Below are 22511 nucleotides of genomic sequence, written 5' to 3' on the forward strand. Positions count from 1 at the left end.
GCGGCGGCGCGGCCAAGAAGGGCTCATCCGTCGGCGCCTTTCCTGCGCTGCGGTATGTCGACGGCGAAGACGGCGCCGTCTCCGAAAAGCCCTGCACAGCCCGGCAGTGAACGGTTCGATCTGCGTCAATGTTCCCTCTCGGAAGCGTGGCGGGGGCATCACCGTGTTCAACGACGCCGCCGCGATTTCGAACACGTGCTCTTTCGGACGGGTTGCGCACGCCGAGGTTGAGCGGTTGACCGAAGGTGCGCGGTGCACCGACCCTTGCCACGCAAGCGCCCGCGGCCGAAGGCGGGTTGGCCGAAACGCCGATGCTCGGTCGCTGCAGCCGTAGCAACTGGTGTGCGCGCCAGCGCCGACCACCAGGTCGCCCGGGGTGGGGCGGGCGCGCATGCACGTGACCAGGTGCGGCTACCACACGCTTGGATGGTGTGTGAAGCCAGACCAGTGGGCCCGCTTTACGGGCTGACGCCGCCAAACACCATGCTCTACGGTCTCTTTACTGGTGTCCGAGGCGCGTCAAAGGGGGTTCGGGTGGACGCTGTGGAATCCGATCAGGTCAGGGTGAACGTGTTCGTGCCAGCGGATCCCGATCTGATCGCCGCCGCGCAGGAGGCGTTCGCCGCTGCCGCCAGCGTCGGGAAGGGCATTGACGCTCGTGGGACCGTGCCCCTCGGGGACGTCCTGCTGATCGGTTCGGTTGCGACGCATGCCCTCGCCTACCTGGTGAACACGTTACGCAAGGCATGGAGCAGGGGCGTCGTGATCGACGCGCTCGGCCGGCAGCTCACGGTCCGCCAGGACCCGGCGCTGCCGCGCGGCCTGGTCGTCGTGCGCTCCAAATCCGGTGAGGTGACTGTTCGTGACGGGGTCGGGCTGACCGACGTCATCGCGGGGGCACTGCCCTCGCGCGGGAACGGCAGCGAGAACGCCGGAGGACCGGACAGTGCCTGATCCGGGCCGCAGCCACCTGTTCGCCGGCCAGCAGAATCACGAACTCGCGGCCGAGGCGAGGGAGATGAGCAAGGCTTTCGCCGACTCCTCCCATCTTCGGTGGATCACGGGCGAAAACGATCCGGAGCGTGCCTGGGAAGGCTATTTCGCCTACACTCAACCGCAAGTCAGAGCGATTCTCGATGAGCTGCTCGCCACGTTCCCGCCGGAGGACCGTGCGGCGGCGCTCCAGCTCGCTGGTGCGGTGGAGGCCTTCTGCCTTCCGTCGAATGCCGTGGAGTCGAGGGTCTTCGAAAGCCCTGGGTCTGGCACCGGACACCTCATCGGGATCTCGCCGCTCCTCGTCCAGCTGACCGCCGAAATCGCCTGGGGCCTGCACACGGGGCACCCATATGCACCGGAAACGCTTCCCCCGGGGTGGCGTACGGCCATGATGCACGCACAGGAATCCTTCGCCTTGGCCCTCTTCCAGTTCGTGCGGGCTTTGGAGAGGCCCGGTGAGACTCCGGTGCCCGTCACCGGGCTCAGTACCGCGATTGAGCGGATCGGTCCTGCCCAATCCGCCCCCTGGGCCGATCCGCGCAGCTTCCAGGACGCGGCCATGATCTTCGCCCTCGCCCACGAACTGACCCACATCCGGGACGGTCATCTGTCGTCCGGCGAGGAAGGGAGCGGGGGCAGGCTGCTCGTCGACCGGCGCATCGCGCCACTTCTGGGAATCTCCGACCAGGAGAACGAGGAACTGACTGCCGACGCCTCGACCTTCACCACGTGCTTCAACTTCCTGCTCGGCACCTGGGTCCAGGCGGAGGAGTCCCGCGGGGATGCCCGGGAGTCGCGGACGCGTCGCGTGGGTACGCGGGAGTGGAATTTCCTGGCCTGGCAGAGCGCGATCCGTGCAACCGAAATGTGCGAGGCGTACTACTCCGCAATCCTTCTCCTCGCGCACCTGACCCAGCGCGGCGGTGACGAGGACACGGCGCGCCGTCTGCAGACCACGGGCATGCGGCTGCCCGTGGTCCAACAGGCAGTACAGGACGTTCGACAGAAGATGCTGGTGCCCGGATACGGGCAGTTCATGTGGACCGAACGTGACGTCGCCTACCGCAAGGCACACCACAGCTGGCGCCTGCACCTGATGGAGAACCTCCTCCCCCAGACGAGCCGCCACCGGCCCACCACCCCGCTGCCCGGCCTCGCCAACCGTTATCGGACCCTGCCCGAGATGTGGCAGGACCCGGCGAGCGCCGCCGCGTCCCTCCCGGTACTCGAGGAGCAACTGGCGACCATGCGGCGCGAGCTGGGGTCCAGCCACCAGAACACCCTGGCCACCCGGGCCAACGTCGTCATGGCGCGGTTCGCGGCCGATGGCGATACCCACGCGGCCGAGGCCGAACTGCGCTCGGTGATCGTTGACCTGACGCGGGCCCTTGGGCCCGGCGATCCCTCGACCTTCGCCGCCCGCCACAACCTGGCGCAAGTGCGGCGAAAGTCCGGGGACCGGGCGGCAGCCACCGCCGCCTTCGTCACGTTGTTCTTCGAAGAACTACGTGCGCTCGGCCCCGACCACACGGAGGTCCTGGACACCCGCTACGAGCTAGCCCACCTGCGGGGAGAGGAGGGAGACGTGCCGGGAGCCGTCGCCGCCTTCACCTCACTGCTCGCGGACCAGGAGCGTCTGCTGGGCCATGACCACGTCCAAACCGCACTGACCCGTCGCAGCCTCGCCCAGTGGCGGCGAGAGACCACGAACGCGCCGCAAGAGGCCACAGCCGTCCCCGGCGGGCCGCTGATCGCCCACGCCCCCCTGCTCAGCCCCGACCACGCCGACACGCTTCCCGCCTACGAGGCCAGGCTCGCCCACCTTGAGCGCAGCCTCGGCCATGGGCACCCCGACACCCTCGTCACCCGGTGGTTCATCGCCACACTTCGAGCAAAAGCCGGGGACGCGGCCGGGACCGCTGCCGCCTACGTCGGCCTCCTGGAGCATGACCTGCAGGCCGTGGACTTCGACGACATCGACATCGGCGTCCTCCGCGCCAACCTCGAGTACTGGCGGAGCCGTGTACCCCGCTGAGGGCGCAGCGCGGGCAGGCATCGCCGCCGGTGGAGATCCGACGTTCCTGTGATCTCGGCGGCGACCGCGGGGGTGTCGGCCCCGCCGAAGTCCGGGCGCAGGTCGCAGGTCGCAGGTCGCAGGCCCAGGTGGGGTGCCGGTCGCCGGTCGGCACAACGGGACGGGCGATGGCTGTGGTCCTCGTCTGCATCCTCTTGACGAACTCCGCTCTATGCTGGGGCGATGGGCGATGTCTCGAGGATGAAGACCGTTTTTGCCAGCTGCATGGACAACGCGGCGAAGGTCGGTTTCAGCCTTGTCGACGGTCGCGAGTTTCTCGGCTGGATCGCTGAGGTCGCGGACGATCGGGTATCGGTCGCTTGGGCACCCAGCCCGATCTTCATGCAGGCCACGGGCGGCGAGGAGTGGAATCCGGACGAGGAGTGGATACCGTTCAGCGCGATAGTGGCCGGGACGCTCGCGTGGTACGACACGTCTGCCAGGCGGTGGGTGACGTACCCGCATTGAGCTTCGCCAGCGTTGCCGCTCCAGGGTGAGGATGGCTTTGGCGGTTGACATCATGCGGTCCGGGCTGCAACGGGATCTGCCGAAGATCTGCCAGGATCAGGCGTGCGACGCCACGTTCGACCGGTGCACGTGCCGCGGCCAAGGCCCGGTTGAGCGTCTTCTCGGTGAGGGTGGGTTCCTGCAGGGGCTTGCGTGTGATGCCGGTGCTCACCCAGGGGCCGCCGCCCTGGTAGGCGAGGTCGGCCAGGGCGGCGGTCGAGTTGCAGGAGGTCGAGCATGTCGCGTGGTCCATGCCGATCCCGTCGCATCCGATCCTGGCCAGGTCGAGGAACTCGCGCTCGGCGGCGTTCGCAAGGGTTGCCGCGTAACGCATCGTCATCTCCGGGCCGCCGGGACACTGCCGTGAGCGGGAGCGGCGCTGGACGGGCGGCGGCTTCGGCAACGGGTGCAGGGCCGCGCGCCGCCCGGGGACGCGTCAGTAGGCTGCTCCAGGCGCTCTCGCTGTCACAGATCGGCCCCCCCCCTGGCCGGTTGCCCTCCCTCATCGGTCACGGCCCACTCCCCTGCCCGGATCGGGTCGGTTCGTGGGGTGCTGCCGCTGGTCGGCGAGCTTGGCCACGTCAGCCGATTGCTCCGGCTTCGGCCGGTCGGCGTTGGCGCGGCGGCAGGCGTTGGGCTGTTCGTCGGCATGCGCGGCGGCCGACGCGGTCGCGGCCGGGGCGTCCGCCCGGCGGGCACGGGGCGGGCGGCGCGGATCGCGTTCTGCACGGCGAGGCCGGCCACCCCGGGCCCGCTCGTACGAGGCGCAGATCGTACGTCCTTGAGGTCCTTACCCGTCGTCAGCCGGTGGTGAGGTGGGTGGTGTAGAAGTCGGTGAGCTTGTCGATGGCGGGGTCGATGTACTCCTTCTTGTCGTAGAGGTCGACGTGGCTGGCGCCCTTGATCCAGTGGATCTCCTTGGGGCCGGTGGCGCGCTGGTGTGCCTCGACGGCCATCCAGGCGGTGACAGCGCGTTCGCCGATGATCTGGAGGATGGGCCGGGGGCCGATCAGCGGGACGGCGAAGAACGCGTCGTGGAAGGCCATCCTGTCGATGCTCTCCCAGGCGAGGGTCTTCGCGGAGCGTTCGTGCCGGCCGCGCGGGGTGCAGTAGTACTCGAAGCCTTCGACGCCGTGCCGGCCGCCGAGCGCGCGGGCCTGCTCGGCGGTCTCCGGGAACATGGTCATCGTGCCCGGGTCCTCACCGCGTGCGGCGGCGCTGCGGGCCGCTGCGGCGGCGTCCAGCAGGGCCTGGAAGACGGCCGGGTCCTGGGTGCCGTCGGCGCCGAGGCGGAACTGGCGGGCGGGCTCGGCGGTGGACACGGTGGCCACGGCCTTGACGCGGTGGTCGCCGCCGGTGGCGGCCAGCGAGTACCCGCCGGAGGCGCAGATGCCCAGCAGCCCGATGCGGTCGGCATCGACGTCGTCGCGGGTGGTGAGGTAGGACACGGCGGCCTTGAAGTCCTCCACCCGCTGAGCGGGGTCTTCCAGGCCACGGGGCAGGCCGCCGGACTCGCCCTGGTAGGCGGCGTCGAAGGCGAGGGTGACGAAGCCGCGCTCGGCCATCCGCTGCGCGTACGTGCCGGAGGTCTGTTCCTTCACGCCGGTGCCGGGGTGACCGACCACGAGCGCCGGCCTCGGGCCCGACGCCGGCGTGTCGGGGGTGTAGAGGTGGCCGGCGAGCGGGATGTCAGCGCTGTCGAAGGTGACGGTGGTCCGGGCCATGAGGCACACTCCCTGAGAGGTGATGACGTGTCGTAAGGCGCCGGCGCGGCGGACTCGGGGCCCGCACCCTGCCGGGCACACCTCTACGTTCTGTCAGTCTCCGCACGAGCGGGAGAGCCAGGTTTCTGCCTGGGAAAGAACTTGCCCCCTCACACACGTGCCGTGCCCGTCGTGGCTCCATGACACTGATGAGCATGACTGCAGACTCAGGCTCCCTGGCGCTGGGCGCCTTCCTCAAGGCCCGAAGGGCCCAGCTGACACCGCACCAGTGCGGCCTTCCCGAGACGGACTCCGCCCGAAAAGTCGCCGGACTGCGCCGCGAGGAAGTCGCCCGGCTCGCCGCCATCAGCGTCGACTACTACACACGCCTGGAACAGGGCCGCGTCCGGGCATCCGTACCCGTGCTGACCACGCTGGCCCGCGCCCTGCGCCTCGACGACGACCAGCAGCAGTACCTCTACGAACTCGCCGGCCGAAGCGACGCCCACCCGCGCCGACGCCGACCCGCCCAACGCCTGCGTCCAGCCATGCGCCGTCTGCTCGACCAGCTCACCGAGACCCCCGCGCTCGTCCTTGGCAAACGCCTGGACATCCTGGCCTGGAACCCCGCAGCCGCAGCCCTCTACACCGACTTCGCCGCCCTCCCGGCGAAAGGGCGCAACTACATGCGGCTGCTGTTCACGAACCCGGTGGTCCGGCAACTGCACCAGGACTGGACCCACGACGCCAGGGAAGCCGTCGCCGCCCTGCGCATGGAGGCCGCGGCCGACCCCGACGATCCCGACCTCGCCCAGCTCGTCGGCGAACTGTCCCTCCAGGACCCCGACTTCCGCACCTGGTGGGCCGAGCACCGCGTCAACAGCGCCAGTTACGGCACCAAGCACTACCGCCACCACCTGGTGGGCGACCTCACCCTGGACTGCGACACCTGGACCAGCCCCGACGGCTCGGGACAGCGCCTGATGATCCTGACCGCCGAACCCGGTAGCCCCTCCCACGACGCCCTGCGCATCCTCACCTCATGGTCCACCCAGCAACCGCGCACCGGCCGGACGGAGGACCTGACGCGATGACCCCTTGGACACCCGAAGATCTCGCTCGACTCGCCGGGTCCTAATCCCTCGTTCTCACCGCCGGGGACGACGATCACCCTGGCGTGGAGCTCGGTATGGTCCTGGTCGGTGGCGAACTGTATGTCCGCGCCTACCGAGGGGTCCGCTCCGGCTGGTACCAGGCGGCATACAAGCACCGCAGGGGACAGATCCGGGTGGGGGCCGTCACCCGTGACGTGCTCCTGGAAACCCGTGAGACCAGGCCCGCCTCCGAGATCGACGCCGCCTACCGGAACAAGTACGGACAGGCGGCCGGCGCCCTCGCGGCGAGCCGCCGGGCGCAGGCCGCGACGATACGGATCGACCTGGCGCCCTCATCGGACGGCGCCGCGGGCCTGGTCCGCTGACGGAACGGGGCCGGGCAGCGTCAGCGCGCAGCAGCGCACGCGCACCGGCGGCCCTGTCCGGCGAAACCGCTTGTCAGGTTGAGAGCGCCAAGGCGGGCAGCCAGTGCTGGGCGGCGGCCGCCACCGTCACTGCTTCGCGCCGTCGCCGGCGTGGAGCACTGGCGCAGCCATCTCCCACACGCGGTCCAGGGCCATCCCATCGCGCTGCGCGACCGCGAGGGGTCGGTGGGCGCAAGCGGCCGGGCCCGCCGGAACGTGGGAGCGTCTGCTCCAGCAGGTTCAGGCCGCGGGCCGGGCCAGTGTCTGCGTCGCGGCCTCGGCGAAGTCGTGGATGAGCGGGGAGCGACGGGACAACACCCACGCCAGCGCCACCCGGTTGGGACCGATGTCCTCCACGGGCAGCGGAATCACGTCCGGGCGGGTGTAGAAGGTGGCGGTGGACAGCGGAAGGACGCACACGCCCGCACCGGAGGCCACCAGTTCCAGCTTCTCCTCCACCTGGTGGATGGCCGGAACCTCGGGGCGCCGCCCGTCGCGCAACTCCACGGCCACGTCACGCCACTCGGGTACGGCATCCGGGTCCTGGAGGAGATGCTCGCGGGCAAGGTCAGCGACGGTGACCGAGGCCCTGTCCGCCAGGCGGTGTCCCACCGGCAGTACGACGACCCGGGGCTCCTGGTAGAGCGGCCGTACCTGAAGTCCGCGCTGGTCGAGGGGCAGCCGTACGACGCCGATGTCCGCCCGGCCGTCCAGCAGCACCTCCACCTGGTTGTCCCAACTGGTGCGCAGCAGACGTACGGTGACGCCGGGATGCCGGGTGGTGAAGGCGGCCATGGCCCGGGTCACCGTGATGCCGGGCATGAAACCGACGGTCAGCGTGGGGGTGCCCTGCGCCGCCGCCTGCACCCGCCGCAGGAGCGCATCGGCCGAGGCGAGCAACGGGACGGCGTCCTCCAGCAGTTGCTTACCGGCCGACGTGAGCAGCGTGCCGCGCCTGTCACGGTCGAAGACCTCTGCGCCCAGGTCGTCCTCCAGGCTCCGGATCTGGCGGGACAACACCGGCTGCGCGATGTGCAACCGCTCGGCCGCGCGTCCGAAGTGGAGCTCCTCCGCAACAGCCACGAAGTACCGGAGCTTCCGCAGATCAAGATCCACCGTGCTCACTCTCTCCGAGGCGACGACCCGTCCGGGTAGTCGGCCGTCCTGAACGTCTCCTCCAGCGCCCCGCGGGACGAGCGGGGCAACCAGTCACAAATCTACCGTCCTGGCCGTGGCGAGCCGCCGCAGGCGGTGTGGCACACCGCCCCCGCCGGTCACGCGCCGCCGGCGAGTACGGCCAGCGGATCAGTGTGCGCCGGGACCCACCCGAGCTCGGCCTCGGCCCGCGCCGGGGTGAGCTGCTGGTCCAGCGCGAAGGCCTCCGCGATCGGGCCCATCCGCTCGCGGGCCTGCTCCAGGGTGAGGGAGGCGACCTTGCCGTCCAGACCGACTGAGCGCGCGACCGCCAGCGAGCACTCCTTGGCAGTGGGGTTCACACCGCCGACGCCCACGTACACCGAGCCCGGCTTCGCCCTCAGAGCGGCGGCGTAGAGTTCCGCGATGTCGTCGATGTGCACCAACGCCCAGCGGTTGTGACCGTCGCCGATGCAGGGGATGGCGCCCGCTTCCTGGCCCGGGACGGTGTAGAAGATGTCGATCAGTCGATTCTCACCGCCGTACAGCAGGCCGGGCTGCACCACGACGGGGCGGCCGCCCTGCTGTGCGCGCCGCAGGACGGCGTCCTCGACGGGCTTGCGCCAGGCGACCAGGGACGGCGGGTTCCAGGGGGCGGTCTCGTCCACGACTCCGTCGGTGTCGCCGTAGACCCAGGTGCCGCCGGTGTGGATGTAGGTGCCGGCGCCGATGCCGTCCTGCATGGCGGTGGCGGCCGCGAGGTCCTCGTCGCCGGTCTCGGCCTGCGCCAGGTGGACCACCGCCTCCGCGTGGGCCGCGGCCGCGTTCAGCACGCCCAGATCTCCAAGCCCTCCGCGCACTGGCGTCGCTCCGAGGGAGGCGACGGTCTCGGCGGCGCGGTCGTTGCGGGCCAGGGCCTCCACGGTGTGCCCGTGGCGGACCAGCGCGCTGATCGTGGCCTTGCCGACGTATCCGGATCCGCCGGTGAGGAAGATCTTCATGGTCAGTGACTCCTGTCTCCGTAGCCGGTGACTTCTCGGATCAGCCTGCGTCCGGAAGCGAACCCGCGTCCAAGACCTCTTTCGGCGCCTGTGATACCCGGAGGGCATCAGGGTCCTGCGACACCCGTCCCGACTGCCTGGACGCACCGGCTCATGATCATCGGGCCGCGGATGCGGGGCACGGGTCGCACTGACGTAGGTCCAAGTCGGTCAGTGCGCTGGCCGGAGCCGGATCACACAGCTCCACACACCCCGGTCCGAGTTGGCGGTCTCTTCCTTCCGCCCCGTCAGCAGGGCGATCTCCCCGACCGGCAGGTCGGCGCAGTAGGACAGCAGGACCACGAGACCGGCGTCCCCGTCCGCCGCCCACCTCGCGGCCTACGCCGGGCTCGCCCCCGCGACCCGAAGGTGGCCGCCGCCGCAAACTGACCGTGCCGGCCTGGCATCTGACGACCGAACACCAGGACTACGCCTTCCGCCCGCCCCAGCCTGATCGCTTCAAGCAGCGCAAACTCAAGCTGACCGCCGGACTGCCCACCGCCCAGGGCAACCGCCGCGACCTCGGCTACGCCTACAACAGGAAGACCTCCGCGACCAGGAACGGGCGATCGCCGAGCAAGCTGAGCCCGCCTGTCAGTTGCTGATCTCACTGGCAGCCCGCACCGGCCAGGAACAGCAGGGAACGCCCCGCCATCCCTGGGCAGGCTTGACGATTTCATCCGTCGACCAGGTCCTCTTCCAGTGCGCGGGCAGAAAGTAATAGCCGCAAGCTCGACGAGCGTCTGGCCGAACCCGATCGGATGGGGTCTGCGCTTGAGGGACTGGCGAAACTCGCTGAGGCTCTGGAACGAAAGTCATGCGGTGCGGGATCCCAGATCGGCAGGTGGTGGTCTGAGCGTCTGGTAGGGCAAATGGCTACGGCGCGCCGAAAGTCACGTCTCTGGTGTCCAGCCGTTCTGGCCGCTGACGAAGTCCGCGGGGCGGGTGTATGCGATACCGTCGCGGGCGATGATCAGGTCATCCGCCGAGTTGGTCCCCGCTGCACTGCCGGTGACGATTGCCGTCTCGCTGCCGAACACGGGTGGCGGTGGCAGCGTCTGAGGGAGGCCTTGGATGGCCTCCGGTACTTCGTTGAAGGAAAGTCCGGCGAAGTCTCCGGCCGGGATATCCTCGCCCCATGCCTCGGGGCTCCCGTCACCTTCGGCCTCGTACTCGCTCAGCGGGGAGAGATCGTCCCGCATGTGCTCGATCATGTTCGTGCCGCTGTCTCCGGCCGTTTCCACCGGCACCGTGTCCAGGGCGCCGTCCAGATCCGTGTCACTACCAGCTGTCGGCAGATCGGCACCAGCTGTGGGCAGGTCGGCCTCCGCGATTTCCTGCAGGTAGGAAGACGCGTACGTCTCTCCCGTGCCGTTGCTCTCGTGCATCGGGTCGTACGGGTCTGCGGCAGAAGAATTCTCCGTGGAATCATCAAGCTCCCACGCCGCCACCGGATCTTCGAAGGTAAAGCCTGCGTCCATCTCGCTCATCGGACGCCTCCGTAAGCATGCGGGCTGCGTCTGCTTCTTCGAGCTTACGCCCCGATCGGCGCACAGCAGATCCGAGTTGCCCTGCTTCGCGCCGCGTGGAAGCGTGGAAACAGGAGCCCGGCTGCATGGCCGAAGGAGACACCATGGCTCCAGAAGCGCATCCGATTGAGGCGCTCGCTCAGCGATTGACGGGATCCGGGGCCGGGGACACCGGGACGGCGGGGGCTGCCTCCGATGACCCCCGCTCCGTGGCACTGGCAGATGCAGCCTGGGATCTGTGCGACCGCATTGCCTCCGACGCAAGGACGGTGGCTCTGTGGGATGCCGCCTTCCGGGAGCGTCGGCGGCTCGCCGAGCCGCTGCGTATAGCTGTCGTCGGCGCTGTCAACGGCGGGAAATCCACCCTGGTCAACGCATTGCTGGGGCGGCCGGTGGCGCCGATGAGCGGCGCCGAATGCACGCGCCTGAGCTGGTGGTTCCGGCCGACAGACGGGCCGGAACGGGTCCGCGTGCTGCGTGAGGGTGGCGGTGTGGACTTCCTGCAGGTCGGCGCGGACGTGGAACAGGGCGGCCCGATAGCCGCCGAGCGGGGGGACCCTGTGACCATATGGCTGCGGGCCCCCAACGACCATCTCGGGACGCGGATTCTCCGGGAGATTACGCTGATCGACACCCCGGGCCTCTTCTCGCTCCAGGAGGACAGGTCGCAGCACACTCAGGAACTGCTGCGCAGCGCGAGCCGCCGTTCACAGCAGGCGACGGCCGAGGCGGACGCCGTCATCTACTGCAGCAGCGAGGTCCCGGGCGCGGAACGCGACACCGACGTAGTCCAAGGTTTCAGGTCCGCGTTCGGCCCCACAACCAGGCCCCCTACCGAGTCACTCTTCGCCTACACCCGCGCTGACTACCGGTGGCATGCGCGCACCGGTTCGCAGTCGCCTCTCTCGCAAGCTGACCGAGAACTCAGGCGGCACTCGGACGAGCTACGCCACATCGCCTGGACCACGACGCCCGTGGTCGCACTCCTGGCGTTCACGGCCAGATGCGGAGGTGTGGACGCTGCGTTGATGGAGACCGTGGAAGCGATCGCCGCCCATCCCAACAGGCGGGCCGTCCTGCGCAGCAAGGACACACCCCGACGCGAGCTGACCAGCATCGATCCAGGGCGCGCAGACGAGGCAGTGGCCCGGCTGGGCATCTGGGGGCTGGGACTGGCCGCCGCAGGGATGGACGCCGGCCTGCGCTCCCCAGACGAGATGCAATCCCTGCTGTGGCACGCCAGCGGTGTGCCGCGCCTGCTGGAGGCCATCGACACCACCTTCCGCAGACGAGCCGATCTGCTGCGGGCAGACCACGCCCTGTCCCGGCTTGAGCACGCGGCCCACACCGCGGAGGGCCATGCCGGGTCCCTCGCCTTGACGGCCGTCGCGGAGATCCGCGGCAGCGATGCGGGGACCGCACTGCAGGACCTCGCCGACCTGCGCGCTGTACTTGACCCCGCCGCGAACTGCCCGCCCGAAGACGTGGCGGAACTCGCCACCCTGTTCTCCGGCAGTGCCCCGCAGCGCGATCCCAAGGCGGCGGCAGAGCGTTGGGCCCGGCGCGCGGCCAGGCCGGGAGCGACACCGGCGCAGCGCAGGCTGGCTGCCCACGCCGTACGGGCCTACCAACGCCACCTCGTCGGAGCAGCGGTGGCGTAGCTGGGGAGAGTCATGAGTACACCATTGGAGCACCAGAGCAGCCGCACGGCCGACGCGCAAGTCTCACCGAGTCCAACGCGGACACCCGCGCGAGGCCCAGGAGCGAAGGGTCCCGAAACTCCCACGCTTTCAAAGGCCGCCCCCCATCTGCAAGCCGACCCCTTGAGCGCGGCCCACGCCTTGGCCAACGAGGTTTACCGGCTTGCCAAGGAACAACGCGCCACGGAGGTGGCACGCCGCCTGCTGGCTGCGGCACGTCTGGCAACCCGCCCCGCTCGCGTCATCGTGGTCGGCCCCCGCTCGGCCGGCAAGTCAAGCCTTGTCAACGCGCTGCTCGGCAGGGAACAGCTGCTTCCCGTGGACGATGACGTGGCCAGCAACGTGTACGTCAGCGTTCACGCGCCCTACCCAGGGCAGTTGCATGAAGGCGCCACCGTGCACTTTGCCGCGGACGGAGGAGAACCACGTGAGATCTCCCTGGATGAGCTGGCCGAATGGGCGGCCGAGTCGGGCAACCCGGACAACGACAAGCGTGTCGCCTTCGTCGACGTGCGGGTCCGCCACCCCCTGTTGGCTTCGGGGCTCGTTCTGCTCGACACCCCGGGCGCGGGCGGACTGGTTGGCGCACACGCCCAGGCCGTACTCACCGCAGCCCGGGACTCCGATGCGATGCTCGTCGTCGTCGAGCACATGGCACCCCTGTCAGATACCGTGCTGAGCCTCGCGGCGGGCCTCGGGCCCCGGCGGGCCCTGTTCGCCTTCAACCGCACCGACCAGCCGGGCGACACCCGCCGGAGTATCGATGACAGTCGCACTGGACTGGCACGCCGGGCACCGGACCTGCGCGCCGGCCCGTTCCTGCCCACCTCGGCGCTGCTCGCCCTCGACGCCGGCGACGAACCTGACCCGGAGCGGGCGGCGGTATTGCACCAGGACAGCGGTGTGGGGCTTCTGGCCGCCGCCTTGCGCGGCGTGATCGTCGATGTACGCCGTGCCCAGGCGCGCCAGCTGCTGACCGAGGTGGCCGCCGCGATACGCTCACTGGCTGCGCCCGCCCAGGCCGTGCTTCGGGCCGAGTCCAGCGATCCACCCGCCGTCCAGAGCGCTCTGCGGAAGGAGATCAAGCGCCTGGAGTCCCTACGGCCCTCCGCGCAACTGGCCCGCCGAGTCAGCCGCGAAGAGACGCAACTCCAACGTCGCCTTGAGGGTCGGCTGCTCGATCTACGACAGGATCTCGATCGGTCGACGCACCATCATGTCGCGCGCCGTGCTCTGTGCTCCCTGCCACAGCGAACCGAGCAAGCATATGGGGCGCTGTGGCAGGAGACCGTGCAGGAGGCTCACCACGCGGTCGCTGAAGCGGTCTCGTCCCTCTCACCGACCATCGTGCTACCCGTCCCGGAAGCGGGCCTGCCGGGCGCGATCCGCCACCCCGAGCTGGTACGCGACTCGGGACGCACCGGTCGCATCACCCGCGTAGCCGCGCACCTCGAGCGGCTCCTGGTCAGCACGATGCTCATCTACCGGCTCCCGTTCGCGATCGTCCAGACCATCGGTGACATGCAGCAATACCGTGAACGGCTCGATCGCGAGAGCGCGCGTCAGTACCTCGGCGAAGTCTACGACCAGGCCAAGCAGAACCTGCCGCACGAACTGAGCCAACAGATCGCTGAGATGACGGAGCAGGGCGCCGAACTCCTGCGCAGGGAAAGGGACGAACGACTCCAGGCCATCCGCGCGTCGGCCCACGCCAGTGCCGCGCCGGACCAGTCCCTTTCAGCCTTGGCCCAGCGGTACCTGGCGGAGCTGCGCCGCTTGCACGACCTCGCCACGGAGCTGCACGCGGCGCTGGGGTCCCAGCGAGAGCCACCGCCATGACGTCGGCCAGTGTCCTCGCCATCGACCTCGGCACGTCGGGAGTGGCGGCGGCTCGCAGGGACGGTGCCGGGGCCCCGGCACTCGTCGAGCTCGACGGCGCCTTCCAACTGCCGGCCGTCGTGGCCTGGGAGGACGAAGCACCGTACTGCGGCTCGGACGCGCTGTGGAAACTGCATACACACGGCGGCGGCCTCGCTTCGCCCAGGGCACTGTTCGCTGACATGCCGGACGGAACCTGGCCGATGGGAAACTCCGCCGTCCCCGTGCCGCTGACGGACCTGCTCGCCGCTCTCCTCGAGGAAACCTTGCGGTGCGCTCTCTTCGACGGATGGTTGCCTGATCACGTCGTTCTCAGCCATCCGGCCGGCTGGTATGCCAACGGCCCCCAGCACCGCGGTCTGCTCAGGGCCGCCGCGGCGGCAGGCATACCATCCCCCGGGACCATCAGCGAGTCCGAAGCGGTGGCCAGGTTCGTCAGCACGCAGGTCGCCCAGGGGGAAGCGATCTCTGTGTTCGACCTGGGCGGCGGCAGCTGCGACATAGACCTTCTGGAGCGTACGGCCACCGGTTACCGCCACCTCGCGCCGCCTGTCTGCGAACCCGTCGGTGGCGACAGCATCGACGCCGAACTCCTCGGCACCGTACTGGCACGGATTCCCCTCGAAGCAGCCAGCGCGCTGCGCGCTGTCTGGCACGAACTGGACGATACGGAGGCATCGGCAGAGCGCCCCGGACCTGGCAGGCAGTGGGCCTGGGAACGCTGCCTGTACGGGGTACAGCAGTCGGTACGGGCGGCGAAACACCAGTTGTCCACACACGACAGCGCTCCCGTCCGCGTGCCCTCCCCCGTGTCGGCGGTCGTCGAACTGAACCGGCAAGACCTGGAGGAGGCCGCAGCACCCCTGTTTGGAACCCCTATCGAGGCGCTCCAGCACGCTACGGCGCAAGCCGGCCTCGACGACACGGCCGATGTGCGGTGTTACGTCTCCGGTGGGGCCACCGCCATGCCTCTCGTCACAGACCTGCTGCGGCAGACCGGCACGCGGTTGTACGCGGTCCACCCTCTCAAGGGCTGCGTGGCCCTGGGCGCCGCGTGTGATCCGGACCAGGCAGCTTCCGAGACCGCAGTCCATCCCTTTCCGCCGGGAGCTGCGGCCAGCCGGGACGGGCCGTCCCCTGGGAATGCCGGGAAGACAGACGAGCTGGATGAGGCCGACGAGGTGGGCCAACAGCGGAAACCCACTGACCCCATGCAGGCGATCCAACGCGTTGTCCGCGGCCTCACCGCAGAGCAGATCCGCCAAGTCGGCGCATCTGCCTCTGGTTCCGTCATACGGCGGGTCACCCGGAGCCTCACGCCGCAGCACGTCCGCACCCCACGGGTGGTCACCGACGCCTCATCTCTGTCACACCTGCTCGAGCAGGTGCGCACGCGCCTCGCTCAGGGGCAGACCGGCCGCGCAGACGCCCTCGCCCGGACCTTGCTGGCCGGCCTGGCCGCTACAGACCACATCACCAGCGCGGAACAGGTCAGGCGGATCCCCCTCCCGGTGCTCGCAGAGCTCGACAGTTTCTACAGGGCTCACACTCGCGCGGCGATGCGCTACCGCGACTTCGCCGGTGCGGCCTGGCCACGAGGACTGTCCGATTTGGGAGCGGGTTTCACCCTGAGGACTTTGCTCGCGCAACACCTGAGACAAGAGGGCCTGTGGTGAACCAATCACTCAGAAGGAGATAGAGCGATGCCTCTCTCGGCCAACTGGAAGGAACTGCTCGCCGAATGGGCGGCATCTCGAGACTGGAATTATCAGGCAGAGGGTGATCAGGCCGTATTCAACTTCAGCGACGGACCCGGCGGCCGCGGGCTGAATATGAGCATCGCCGCGTCCTCCGATTGGCTGGGGTTCCGAATGACCGACGACCGCTACCTGGACGAGAAGGACCTTCCCGTCGCTGTGGCCGCGGCAAACCTCTGGAACGGCACCTACAACCTACCCAACGCGATTGTCATCGTCCCAGAGGACGGTGGCCAAGCCTATATCGATGCTCGCTTCATCGCCGATATATGTGTCGACTACGACTTCGGCCACTTCGCATCTCTCGCCAACGCCTTCTTCCAATTCTCGCTCGACATGTTCGAGCACTTCAGCGATAAATACGCTTTATAGGGCTTTTGGACGGCATTTGGCCAGTCTGCGGTGGCATACGACTTGACGATGCCGGCCTGGTCGATGGCACCCGCGTCGTCCTGGACACCGCAACCAAACGAGCCACGCCCCTCACCGCGGCCGCGACTTCAAGCCCCGGCGCCTCCACGCACACGCAGCCTACGACCGCGCCGACCTGCGCAGATGGCTTCGCTGGAAGCGCATCGGAGTGCGAATCGCCCGCAAAGCCATCGAGTCCGGCGAGCGATCAGGGCGAGCCCATCGCCGTGCACAACGGCCCGACCCCCAACGACGAGCACATCGTGCTGCGCATCTGGCCCGAGCGTGCCGCGCCGGCCGGCCCGGACGGCCCGCCGTTCCCAGGTTCCACCGCCGGTGAGCCCCTCCCAGCGGGTCCACCGCAGACCATCACGGTCGTAGAGAACGGCAGCACAGAGCTCGCGAAGTCAGCGTGAGTTGCGAGCATGGCGGCATCGTTTGTGCCGAGATATCGAAGGCAGTACGGACGACTCCCGTGCCGTGGCGGTCACCGCCACGCATCCCCCGCCGCAGCACTGCCCCCGGCACCGCTGCCACCGGCGGGTGGATGACGCCGTCCAGGCACTGCACGGTGGGCGTCGGATCGTTCACGCCCCTACAGCGAGCAGTTCCTGTCCCGCAAGAAGTCTCACCGATGAACCGAGGCCGACCGAAGGCGCTCTTATCAGGTGATGCTGTGATGGGCCGGGCGCCGGACGGACGGTTGTCGGGTGGGGGAAGGACGGAACGTGTGGATCGGGCGTTACCAGGTGCGATGGCACATCGTGCTGCTCACCCTATGGACGGCCGTGTGGTTCGCGGTGGCCGAGCGCCACGGCGCCGTGTCCTGGCACTACCTGCGCCAAGGCCAGGAGCTCCTCTTCGGTCAGCAGCCCGGCGGCGGTCTCGCCCTCTACGCCAACCACCCCGACCTGCAAATCGGCCCCGTCAGCTTCGTCGTGGCCGGGCTCTTCTCACCGTTCCCGGCCGACGTCGGTGAGAAGCTGGCCGACGCGTTCATGTCCGGCCTCGGCCTGTACATGCTCGTCCTGGTCGGCCGCGCCGCCGCCGACCACAACCGGGGCACCGGTCTCAACCACCATCGCCTGCAGCAACGTGTCCTGATCGCCGGCGCGGCCTCCATACCCATGTGGGTTGAGGTCTCGGTTCGTTTCGCCCACCTCGACGACGTCCTGGCCCTGTTCTTCGCCACCTTCGCCGTCCGTTCGCTGGTCCGCGGCCACGCCACGGCGGTGGGTGTGTTCCTGGCGCTCGCGGTGGACTCGAAACCATGGGCGGTCGGCTTCCTGCCCCTGCTCCTGGCGCTGCCCCGCCCGGCCCGCCTCCGCTCCGCGGGCTGGGCGTTCGCTCTGGTGGCGGTCGCCTGGCTGCCGTTCTACCTTACCCACCTCGACACCCTGCACGCGGCCCGTTTCACCATCCCCAACCAGCCGGCGTCCGCGCTGCGCTGGTTCGGCGTCGACGACCCCGTGACCCCCTGGTGGGACCGCCCCGCCCAGATGGCCCTCGGCGCTGCTCTAGGCGCGCTCGCCGTACGGCGGAATCGCTGGCCGGCGGTGGTCTTCCTCGCCGTCGACGCGCGCATCCTGCTCGACCCGAGTGTGTACACGTACTACAACGCCTCGGTTCTGCTGGGCACGCTGATCTGGGACTCAATCGGCCAGCGCCGCCTGGTCCCGTGGGTCAGCTGGATCGCGCTCATCTCCCTCTACGGCAGCGCCTTGCTGGTCCCGTCGGACTCGGTGCAGGGCTTCATCCGCCTCGCCTTCGGGATCGGCTCGGCGGCATACGTCCTGCTGTGGCCGCAACGTGCTCCGCGCGGCGGGCGGGGACAGACACGCCGAGCCGCCCCGCACCGCGCTGCGCAGACGACTCGTGAAGCTGTCGGTCGAGGTGCTCTCCCACCCTCACTGGCGCGGCCGGCGCACACCGGTCGCATGCACACTGCGTGGAGCCGATTCTCGCGCCCATGTCCTGATACCGGAGAAAGCCAAGGCCGCCGCCGAGCAGCCCACAGCGGCCTCGAGCCTGACTGATCGTTTGAAAATGAGGGTGATGCGGACGCCGGGCCTGCCCCTGCCCTGCTCGCAGACGAGCTGGGTGAACCTGCTGCGGGCGATCGGCCGGCTGTTCCACCAGCCGTGCATGACGTGCCGCCCGTTGGCGGCCGGCCCGGTGCCAGCGGCCAAGGCGCGCGGCCTCGGCGTCCGTCCGTGATGGGTCGTCCACAGTCGCGGTGCCCCCACCCTCGACCGCTGCCCGCAGCCCGCAGCCGGGCCGCCTCGGCGCGGTGCTGGAAGGACCGTGCGGGCGACGGGATCACACCGACCTGATGCGGCCAGGCGGCCGGCTCCTGCGGCGCGTGCTGCACAGTCAGCGTGTGAGCGTAGCCGCCGATGGCGGTTCCGCCGTTGTTTGCCACCGCATCCCCGGTGCGGGACACCCGTATTGAGGCGGGGGACTCAGGAGAGCCGCCTCCCAGGACTGGGCCGCGATAGCCGGTCACGGCCACCTCATCGCCGGCGGCCTCGGCGTCGCCGGTGTCCGCCGCGGTCACTGGCGGCCAGGGCTTGTCCCCTGAGGTACCGCCGCGCTCCCCGAGATCCTGGAGGGGCACGTCATCGCCGGCAGCGCCTCGGTACTGATGAAGGTCAGGACCGCGACCACCGAGCAACTACAGGACGTGCTACGCCGGATCTACGCCATCGGCGGAGCCAGCGGAACCCAGGCCACGGTGGTCCTGGAAACGTTCTTCGAGCGACCGCTCTCACCGCTGACCGTCGGTGACGTTGCCAGCCCCGCCATCGTCGGACCGGCCATGACGATGGCCGCCATGGGCCGAAGCAGGGGAGCGGGACGCCCGCGTCCTCCTCGCCGAGGACAGCGCAGGCTCTTGGCAGCCGACCCGAGGCGTGCAAGCGCTCACCGACGGGCTGGCAGACAATATCGCGCTCCCGAACTGTCGCGGACCTCGGCGGTGTCGCGAGATCCGCGCCGGCCCGCATTCGCCGGCCGGCACGGACGAGACCGGACCCCGGCCGGTGTGGTCTTGCCGTCGATGTCAGCGAGCACGACCACGCTGCCGATGGCGTCGGTGAGGTAGAAGTACGTGTTGCCCCCGGTCGTATGGAGTTCCACGTGCCCGCGGGCCCGCGGTTGAAGCCCATGCCGACGCCGGCGGTTGTCTTCGCGGACAGACCCAGGGGCCTGTCGTGGAGGTAGGTGTCACCCAGCTAGCCATGGGCCGACGCGCACCCCAGGACCGCGTACACACGACTGACAAGAAGCTGTCACACGCAGAGCGGAATGCGGGGCCGGCCGATGCCCGTTCCGACTGACGTGACTGCTGGACCAGCGCTCGATGCGTCCGGCACGCCGAACCAGTTCGGCGACAGATGACGAAGGAGAACCCTATGACCACAGAGGCCACCACGACCGACCCCCATGCCTTCGCCGAGGACTGGCAGGAGTGGCACCGTGCCCAGGAGGCCCGGCTCGCCGCCCCGCACGGGTTTCTGGCGATCACCGGCCTGCACTGGCTCGACGACCGGCCCCAGCGCTTCCCGGACGCACCGGGTGCATGGCGCACCGGCCCGGACGGGGTCGTCGTAGCCCTCGACGACGGCGAGGAACTGGTCCTCGACGGTAGGCCAGTGCACGGTGAACACCGCTTCGGCGTGCTTCCCGAACGCAGCAGTGTCAACGCGGTCTGGAAGGACGCCGTCATCGAGGTCGCCAGGCGCGGCGGGCAGGACATCGTGCGCCCCCGGCACCCGGATGCGCCGCTGCGCACCGCCTTCGCCGGCACGCCCGCCTACGCCCCCGACCCGCGCTGGGCCGTCGCGGGCCGCTACATCCCCTTCGACACGCCACGACCGACCACCGTGGGTGCCGCGGTCGAGGGCCTTGAGCACGTGTACGACGCTCCGGGCAGGGTCGAGTTCGAGCTGGACGGACGCCCCCTGTCGCTGACGGCGTTCCCCGGCCATGGCGCGGGCAGGCTGATGGTGCTGTTCACCGACGCCACCTCCGGCGTCACCACCTACGCCGCCAACCGGGCCCTCGCCCTGGAGCCGCCCGCCGCCGACGGCACAGTAATCCTGGATTTCAACCGCGCCGCGAACCTGCCGTGCGCCTACACGGACCTGGCCACCTGCCCGCTGCCTCCGACCGAGAACCGGCTGCCTGTGGCGATCGAGGCCGGCCAGAAGATCCCCCGCGAGCGCGGGGGTTCCTGAACCGGACGGCCGCCCGCTCCCGCTGTCCGAATACAGTGAACGGCTCGTCTCACTCCGAGGAAGTGCAATCCCGCGGCACCCGGCGGGGGGATCTCTCATCCGACCTGCGAGCTCCCGGACGCCATGACGTCCGCGACGAGCACGAGGACGGATCGAGCTGGGTCAGAGCGGCAGGACCTCCTCGGCGAACAGGCGCAAGGACGCGGAGGCGCTCTCGGCCGACAGCGCGCCGTACTCGAAGGCGGCGTTGACCTGGTTGACGTCCGTGCCGGCGAGTTCGGTCAGCTGCTTGCGGATCTCGTCCGGGGAGCCGGCCGGCCGGCGTTCCGCGGCCAGGGTCTCGTCCGCCGGGTCGACGCGGGCCGGCAGCGGGGGCAGACCTCCGGCCGGCACGGCGCCCTGGGCGAGGGGGCAGCTCAGGCCCCGAAGGATCAAGTGTGAACGGGCCAGCAGACACAACGCGTTCGTCACCAGCCTCGACGACCGACCTCGGAGTCAGACGGGCCACCCTGGTCGCCGTAGAGGCCAAGCTGGAATGCTCGCCGAAATCGATGCGGACGGCTCGCCGACGCCGGGCGGCTGCCGCCGCGCCGGCCGCACAGCCGGCGAGCACCGCAGTGCCCACATACATGCTCTCCCACACGGGTCAAAACGCGCGGAAGTCCTTGAAAGAAGGCTCGAACGGGGGGTCCGGCAAGCGATATGCCATGCATCGGTCCCCGTGCTCGCCCTGCGGCCAAACCCCGCCCGCTTCACCGGGAAAGCCGTCGGGGATCACCTTCCATCCCGTGTTCCGCTCGTAGTACTGCACGGCCGTGTGCACAGACGGCCACCAGACGTCGTCGACGACGACCAAGCCCCCAGGCCGGACGATCTTGCGCAAGAAGTAGAGATCGACGAAGACCTCATGAAACCGGTGACTGCCATCCACGAATGCCGCGTCGGCGACGAAGCCTTCATCGAGAAGCTGCGGGAGCGCGGTCGACGAAGGAGTGAGCATGAGCGTGGCGATCGAGTCCAGCCCCGCAGAGCGCAGCAGCTCCCAGCCGGCATTGGAATACTCGCCCTCTTGGAACGGGTCGATGATGACGTGCCGGGGAAGGGGTGGATCGACGGTTACCAGTGCCTCGCCGATGGCGAGTGCGGAACTGCCGTACGCCAGGCCGATCTCGACAACCTTCTCGACACCCTCACGGACCATCAGGTCGCGCAGTTGATCGCAGTGGCGTTCAGGCACCGTGACGGTCTCGAAGTCCCGCTCGTGGTCTCGAGTCCGCGGTGGCCCCTGCTGAGCGAGTCGGCGGCGTACCTCGCGAATCCGCGTGGCACGTTGATCGATGTTCGTCACCCTGGCACTCCTTGCATTCAGGACACCACCTCACCTCACGATAGGCATGAGGTGGGTCCTCCGAGGGCTCTGACTCACGTCGCGCAAAGCGGCGAGGCGAGGGGCTGCGCCACGAGACCCGCCCAGGGGCCCGGGGCAAATGAGGCCGCCGCGGTTCGGCGTCAAGCGCGTCGTGCGCGTTTGGTCTTGGCGCGCATTCGTTTGCGGAGCTCAGCCTTGTAGAAGGCGGCCAGACCCGCGCCTTCTCCGCCCAGCTCATCATCGCCGGAGCCTGCGACAACGAAGGACAACGTTGCAGCAGCACGTCCCGGGCCAGTGGCGAAAGGTAGCCCGCCAGTGCAGCCGTGATCACGCCGACCAGTGCGGGAGTGCACTCGAGGATGACCGTGTTCTCCTCGACGTGACCGTCGAAATCAGATCGCGCACACGATGGTCCCGCGGCGGTGAAGACGAAGAAGTCCGCCAACGCACCCAGTCCGCCGGCGAATTCGGCGGACTGGCGGGTCTTCACCCACGTGGTGGGGGGGGGGGGGGGGGGGGGGGGGGCCCCGCCCCCCCGGCGCCGGGGGGGGGGGGGGGGGGGGCGGGGGGGGGGGGGGGGGCGGGGGGGGGGGGGGGGGGGGGGGTGTCGCACCTGGCGGTGCGGGCGGAGCCCGGGGGGCTGGGGCGGAGCCCCG

Annotated in this window: 19 protein-coding genes and 3 pseudogenes; 15 read left to right on the forward strand and 7 right to left on the reverse strand. The window is 69.6% G+C overall.

Annotated elements, in window-relative coordinates; all coding sequences use genetic code 11:
- Positions 1-534: 534 nt before the first annotated feature.
- The 3 genes from ACZ67Q_RS35965 to ACZ67Q_RS35975 all read left to right on the forward strand — a co-directional run bounded on the left by ACZ67Q_RS35965 (position 535) and on the right by ACZ67Q_RS35975 (position 3538).
- Positions 535-954 carry a hypothetical protein gene (locus ACZ67Q_RS35965; protein ID WP_471190770.1) on the forward strand — a complete coding sequence of 140 codons (420 nt, stop codon included), beginning with the start codon at positions 535-537 and terminating at the stop codon, positions 952-954.
- A complete protein-coding gene (locus ACZ67Q_RS35970) occupies positions 947-3031 on the forward strand; it encodes a GTP-binding protein (protein ID WP_471190772.1) in 2085 nt (694 codons plus the stop codon). The genes ACZ67Q_RS35965 and ACZ67Q_RS35970 overlap by 8 nt, the downstream gene beginning before the upstream one ends.
- A gap of 222 nt (positions 3032-3253) precedes the next feature.
- Positions 3254-3538 carry a hypothetical protein gene (locus ACZ67Q_RS35975; RefSeq protein WP_471190774.1) on the forward strand — a complete coding sequence of 95 codons (285 nt, stop codon included), beginning with the start codon at positions 3254-3256 and terminating at the stop codon, positions 3536-3538.
- 9 nt (positions 3539-3547) lie between these two features.
- Here ACZ67Q_RS35975 and ACZ67Q_RS35980 read toward each other — a convergent pair.
- Together ACZ67Q_RS35980 and ACZ67Q_RS35985 are read right to left on the reverse strand one after the other, a co-directional pair.
- Positions 3548-3785, reverse strand: a pseudogene (locus tag ACZ67Q_RS35980) (transposase family protein); the annotation flags it as partial.
- Positions 3786-4377: 592 nt separating this feature from the next.
- Positions 4378-5301 carry an alpha/beta hydrolase gene (locus tag ACZ67Q_RS35985; RefSeq protein ID WP_471190776.1) on the reverse strand — a complete coding sequence of 308 codons (924 nt, stop codon included), beginning with the start codon at positions 5299-5301 and terminating at the stop codon, positions 4378-4380.
- Positions 5302-5495: 194 nt separating this feature from the next.
- Here ACZ67Q_RS35985 and ACZ67Q_RS35990 point away from each other — a divergent pair, with 194 nt between their 5' ends.
- Both ACZ67Q_RS35990 and ACZ67Q_RS35995 read left to right on the forward strand, forming a co-directional pair.
- Positions 5496-6374, forward strand: a complete 879-nt coding sequence (locus ACZ67Q_RS35990; RefSeq protein WP_471190778.1) for a helix-turn-helix domain-containing protein — start codon at positions 5496-5498, stop codon at positions 6372-6374.
- Positions 6375-6457: 83 nt separating this feature from the next.
- Complete coding sequence (locus ACZ67Q_RS35995) at positions 6458-6760, forward strand: DUF2255 family protein (RefSeq protein ID WP_471190779.1); 303 nt, start codon at positions 6458-6460, stop codon at positions 6758-6760.
- 279 nt (positions 6761-7039) lie between these two features.
- Here ACZ67Q_RS35995 and ACZ67Q_RS36000 read toward each other — a convergent pair whose 3' ends face one another.
- The gene (locus tag ACZ67Q_RS36000) at positions 7040-7915 is read right to left on the reverse strand and encodes a LysR family transcriptional regulator (RefSeq protein WP_471190781.1); all 876 of its coding nucleotides are present in this window, start codon (positions 7913-7915) and stop codon (positions 7040-7042) included.
- Positions 7916-8073: 158 nt separating this feature from the next.
- Positions 8074-8934, reverse strand: coding sequence for an NAD-dependent epimerase/dehydratase family protein (locus ACZ67Q_RS36005; protein WP_471190783.1), 861 nt, complete (start codon positions 8932-8934; stop codon positions 8074-8076).
- A gap of 431 nt (positions 8935-9365) precedes the next feature.
- Here ACZ67Q_RS36005 and ACZ67Q_RS36010 point away from each other — a divergent pair, with 431 nt between their 5' ends.
- Positions 9366-9578: a hypothetical protein gene (locus ACZ67Q_RS36010; RefSeq protein ID WP_471190785.1), complete on the forward strand. Its 213-nt coding sequence runs from the start codon at positions 9366-9368 to the stop codon at positions 9576-9578.
- 288 nt (positions 9579-9866) lie between these two features.
- Here ACZ67Q_RS36010 and ACZ67Q_RS36015 read toward each other — a convergent pair whose 3' ends face one another.
- Positions 9867-10463, reverse strand: coding sequence for a hypothetical protein (locus ACZ67Q_RS36015; RefSeq protein WP_471190788.1), 597 nt, complete (start codon positions 10461-10463; stop codon positions 9867-9869).
- A 125-nt stretch (positions 10464-10588) separates the two neighbouring features.
- On the opposite strand from ACZ67Q_RS36015, the gene ACZ67Q_RS36020 reads away from it, so the two are divergent.
- The 9 genes and pseudogenes from ACZ67Q_RS36020 to ACZ67Q_RS36060 all read left to right on the forward strand — a co-directional run bounded on the left by ACZ67Q_RS36020 (position 10589) and on the right by ACZ67Q_RS36060 (position 20486).
- Positions 10589-12163, forward strand: a complete 1575-nt coding sequence (locus ACZ67Q_RS36020; protein ID WP_471190790.1) for a dynamin family protein — start codon at positions 10589-10591, stop codon at positions 12161-12163.
- A 162-nt stretch (positions 12164-12325) separates the two neighbouring features.
- Complete coding sequence (locus ACZ67Q_RS36025; RefSeq protein ID WP_471190792.1) at positions 12326-14041, forward strand: dynamin family protein; 1716 nt, start codon at positions 12326-12328, stop codon at positions 14039-14041.
- Positions 14038-15756, forward strand: coding sequence for an Hsp70 family protein (locus ACZ67Q_RS36030; RefSeq protein ID WP_471190794.1), 1719 nt, complete (start codon positions 14038-14040; stop codon positions 15754-15756). Before ACZ67Q_RS36025 ends, ACZ67Q_RS36030 begins: the two co-directional genes overlap by 4 nt.
- Before the next feature lie 27 nt (positions 15757-15783).
- Positions 15784-16209: a hypothetical protein gene (locus tag ACZ67Q_RS36035; protein WP_471190796.1), complete on the forward strand. Its 426-nt coding sequence runs from the start codon at positions 15784-15786 to the stop codon at positions 16207-16209.
- Positions 16210-16303: 94 nt separating this feature from the next.
- Positions 16304-16465 (forward strand): annotated as a pseudogene (locus ACZ67Q_RS36040) (IS5/IS1182 family transposase); the annotation flags it as partial.
- Positions 16466-16976: 511 nt separating this feature from the next.
- Positions 16977-18284: a hypothetical protein gene (locus tag ACZ67Q_RS36045; protein ID WP_471190797.1), complete on the forward strand. Its 1308-nt coding sequence runs from the start codon at positions 16977-16979 to the stop codon at positions 18282-18284.
- Between the two features lie 19 nt (positions 18285-18303).
- Complete coding sequence (locus ACZ67Q_RS36050) at positions 18304-18465, forward strand: hypothetical protein (protein WP_471190799.1); 162 nt, start codon at positions 18304-18306, stop codon at positions 18463-18465.
- A gap of 370 nt (positions 18466-18835) precedes the next feature.
- Positions 18836-19015: pseudogene (locus ACZ67Q_RS36055) on the forward strand (Lrp/AsnC ligand binding domain-containing protein); the annotation flags it as partial.
- Between the two features lie 646 nt (positions 19016-19661).
- Positions 19662-20486, forward strand: a complete 825-nt coding sequence (locus tag ACZ67Q_RS36060) for a DUF1684 domain-containing protein (protein ID WP_471190801.1) — start codon at positions 19662-19664, stop codon at positions 20484-20486.
- Positions 20487-20648: 162 nt separating this feature from the next.
- On the opposite strand, the gene ACZ67Q_RS36065 is transcribed toward ACZ67Q_RS36060, so the two are convergent.
- Positions 20649-20921 carry a hypothetical protein gene (locus ACZ67Q_RS36065; RefSeq protein WP_471190803.1) on the reverse strand — a complete coding sequence of 91 codons (273 nt, stop codon included), beginning with the start codon at positions 20919-20921 and terminating at the stop codon, positions 20649-20651.
- Between the two features lie 211 nt (positions 20922-21132).
- A complete protein-coding gene (locus tag ACZ67Q_RS36070; protein WP_471190804.1) occupies positions 21133-21834 on the reverse strand; it encodes a class I SAM-dependent methyltransferase in 702 nt (233 codons plus the stop codon).
- Between the last annotated feature and the right edge of the window lie 677 nt (positions 21835-22511).

It is taken from the genome of Streptomyces sp. NPDC036813 (assembly GCF_055609245.1).